Here is a 3,033-nt window from a genome sequence, read left to right as displayed (position 1 = left end):
TCTTTCTCTAATTTAGGCGCATACGTGATAACCCAGCGGTTAAGTGTGCTGTGGTCAACATGATAGCCTCGTTCTTCCGCTATTTCTTCAAGATTGCGATAACTGAGTGGGTAAGCCAAGTACCATCTGACATTTAGGAGAATGATCTCTTTTTCAAAGTGGCGCCATTTGAAACTAAGCATTTGAGAATTCCTGATATAGAGATTTAAACTTAATGATAGCAGATAACCTGGGGAAGTGAACTTTATGCGACAGAACCATTATTTGTGCATAAGCATACATATTCTGAGACTCAGGTACGGGCATATAACCAGAGAAAGAACCCTGTCGCATCTAGGAAATATTTAAAAAGACCTAATAGGGCGTACGTGACGGGCGAGATGTTTAAACATAGTACCGGTACGAGGTTTATAATTTTTGTCGCTAGTATAGAAAAAATGCGTCACGTATGCTTTTCTAGTATCCAGCTCCGTCGAGCTCCAGTATGAAACTAATTCTTTGTGAATAGGAAAGTCACCTAAATTGTATAGGAATAAATTACTGTAGATTAACTTTAGTTCATCTTGTGATGGCAAAAACCAATCGGTGTATCCACCATGTTGATAATAATTTGCTAGTTTAGCTGCAACAAGACTGTTTCCACCGTATAGGGGGGCGCCTTTGCACTTAGCACTTATGATTGATTTCGTGTTTGCTTTTCCTGTATAGATAAGTACGCCATCAGCTCCAACGTCGGTACTATAACACCCCCATGTGGCTAGCTGTAGATTCTTTGGAGCTGCTTCTAAACCATGTAATCCATCGTCGGTAACATAAAACACCCAACCTCCAGCTGGACCAGTATCACCAATTGCATATTTCTGGAGTGTTGAGTCAATATTAATTCGAACAAATGAAGATGAGTTAAATGGGAGTCCTCTAAGGTTTATGAATAATTTATTTCCAATAAATTGAACATCAGGATCTGCTAACTCAAGCGTAGTAACAGAGCTATCAATGGTCACGCTTGTGATATTGTCAGTTAGATTAGCGGCGCTGAACTTAAAAACATAAGTATTTTCACTTGCTTGTGAGAACCGCCCAGAGTCAGTAAAATCAATCTCAATAAAGTCATCACCAACATTTACACCAACAAGTGCCAGTGGGTATACTGAATCAATATCAATCACGCCATAATCAAAGTCATGTTTCTCTAACTTGTTGCCGTTAAGTTTATCAGTATGATAATCACTTGGAAATTCTATCCCTGGTTCAACGATAGTTTCAGCTACAGGGAGCATTATGATGAGTATTTTATCTCCTATATGTGCTTGATACTGTGTTTTAAACACAACCTCAGAACCTAATAATCCCGCATTACTCGCTTGATTTAAGGAAAGAAATAGTAACAAAGTGAATAATAGTTTTTTCATGATTCAATTTTTTTGTAACTACTCAGCATAATTTACAATTAAATAAAATTATAAAGAAATTTCAGGAAAGTTTCCAGAATATTTTTACCAATAAATCATTTTAACATAGTTTTTTCTGGTTCTGTCGCAAAAAAAAGAAGCCCAGGCGTGAAGAGCCGGGTGGGAAGTTGGTCTTCGAAGGAAAGTTGCCTGAATTTGCTCTATAATTCCATTGAACTACTCAGCTTCGCTGAGTAGTTACATTTTCTTTTCCTATCTTAGCTAATCACTGCTTACAGATTTAAAATTGTAAGCAGTGAAATTTTATGTAGTACTATGAACTGTGACTTATTGGATTGGTGTCCATTTAAAATCAAGACCATAACGGCTTCCGCCTTTTTTATAGCTGTTACCCCTATAGCCTCTAGTCCAAGTCCAGTCATCATGTACACCAGCACGCCATCCATCTTCATAGCCGAAGTAGTGTAGTTTTACTGCAAGAAGGTTGTACTCATCATCAGATAAATTTTCAACTGTGTGATTCAGTATCTTAACTTCACCCGTATCTACATGTTTAATCGCTTCAAAGTAAATTGGAGCAGATACCCAATGCGTGAACTCGCCTATTTTTTTAATCAGATTCAACGGTTCTGTCACAATAAACTTCAATATAACTGAAAATAAAGGATACACAAATGAGTGTTAAAATATTAGCAACCCTTCTGATGACTGTATGGGTAACGACTGCCTCCGCCTCTGGGTGGGAGGATGGAGGTCCCCTGACTTTAAGTGGAGACAATGCCAAGGTTGAGTATGAACTATCTTGTGATGAGCAAAGATTACGAGATCCCTCAATGTCGGATGATGAGTACTCGGATTTCTTATTAGAATTTCAAGACTCTGAATGTGCAACTGTTTTTAAGGTTGGAGACATTGGGTTTGGAGGGGGTAAAGTATTTTATGTCACCGACGAAGGTCGGCATGGGATGGAGATAGCCCCTAACCATCACACAACTGTAGAGTATGGGTGTTGGAATGTAGCTCTTGAAGGGGCAAGATACTTATCTATGGGAGCGGGTGCATCTAATACAGACGTAGCACTAGAAAACAAATGTAATAGTTATTATGGAGGTTCTTCTGCAATTGATGTGTTACGGAACTACGATTCTGGAGGCGTTAAGGATTGGTATATACCCTCTATGAGAGAGTTAGAAGAAATCTATAGTGCATTAGGTGCTTATACGGTAACAGAGAAAGGAGACGCGCACCCTTCTTTCCCTAAATTCTTCTGGTCATCCTCAGAAGCTGCGGAATCTTGGATGTATGGGTTTAATCTAACAAATGGTACAAAGGCTAAGGCACATAAAATTGTTAAACTTAGCTTATTACTAATTAGGAATTTTTAGAAAATATAAGGTTCTGTCACAATAAACTTCAATATAAAGGATACACAAATGCGTATTAAAATATTAGCAACCCTTCTGATGACTGTATGGGTAACGACCGCATCCGCCTATGGGTGGGAGGATGGCGATCCCCTGATTTTAAGTGGAGGGGGTGACGAGGGCACGGTTGAGTATGAATTAACTTGTGATGAACAAAGAGCGCGTGACCCCTCAATGACAGACGAGGATTACACCGA

At 38.9% G+C, this 3,033-nt stretch carries 3 protein-coding genes and 1 pseudogene; 1 reads left to right on the top strand and 3 read right to left on the bottom strand.

Features of this window, described 5'->3' with window-relative positions; genetic code table 11:
* The 3 genes and pseudogenes from CDZ78_RS17515 to CDZ78_RS17505 form a co-directional block, all read right to left on the bottom strand.
* Window positions 1–182, bottom strand: a pseudogene (locus CDZ78_RS17515) (IS6 family transposase); the annotation flags it as partial.
* Window positions 183–344: 162 nt separating this feature from the next.
* Window positions 345–1,412 (bottom strand): Lcl C-terminal domain-containing protein, encoded by a 1,068-nt coding sequence (locus CDZ78_RS17510; protein ID WP_087871137.1) that lies wholly within the window; start codon window positions 1,410–1,412, stop codon window positions 345–347.
* 327 nt (window positions 1,413–1,739) lie between these two features.
* Complete coding sequence (locus CDZ78_RS17505) at window positions 1,740–2,048, bottom strand: hypothetical protein (protein ID WP_140414165.1); 309 nt, start codon at window positions 2,046–2,048, stop codon at window positions 1,740–1,742.
* Between the two features lie 38 nt (window positions 2,049–2,086).
* On the opposite strand from CDZ78_RS17505, the gene CDZ78_RS17500 reads away from it, so the two are divergent.
* Window positions 2,087–2,797, top strand: coding sequence for an Lcl C-terminal domain-containing protein (locus tag CDZ78_RS17500; RefSeq protein WP_087871135.1), 711 nt, complete (start codon window positions 2,087–2,089; stop codon window positions 2,795–2,797).
* Window positions 2,798–3,033 lie beyond the last annotated feature (236 nt).

The organism is Bathymodiolus platifrons methanotrophic gill symbiont (assembly GCF_002189065.1).
Classification (GTDB): Bacteria; Pseudomonadota; Gammaproteobacteria; order Methylococcales; family Methylomonadaceae; genus Methyloprofundus.
The sequence above is the reverse complement of the archived record's forward strand: the minus strand, read 5'-3'. Positions and strand labels throughout refer to the sequence as shown.

Bases quoted from the DNA above. Each gene is read 5' to 3' on its own strand.
- CDZ78_RS17510 (WP_087871137.1), bottom strand. From the start codon at position 1,412: ATGAAAAAACTATTATTCACTTTGTTACTATTTCTTTCCTTAAATCAA.
- CDZ78_RS17500 (WP_087871135.1), top strand. From the start codon at position 2,087: ATGAGTGTTAAAATATTAGCAACCCTTCTGATGACTGTATGGGTAACG.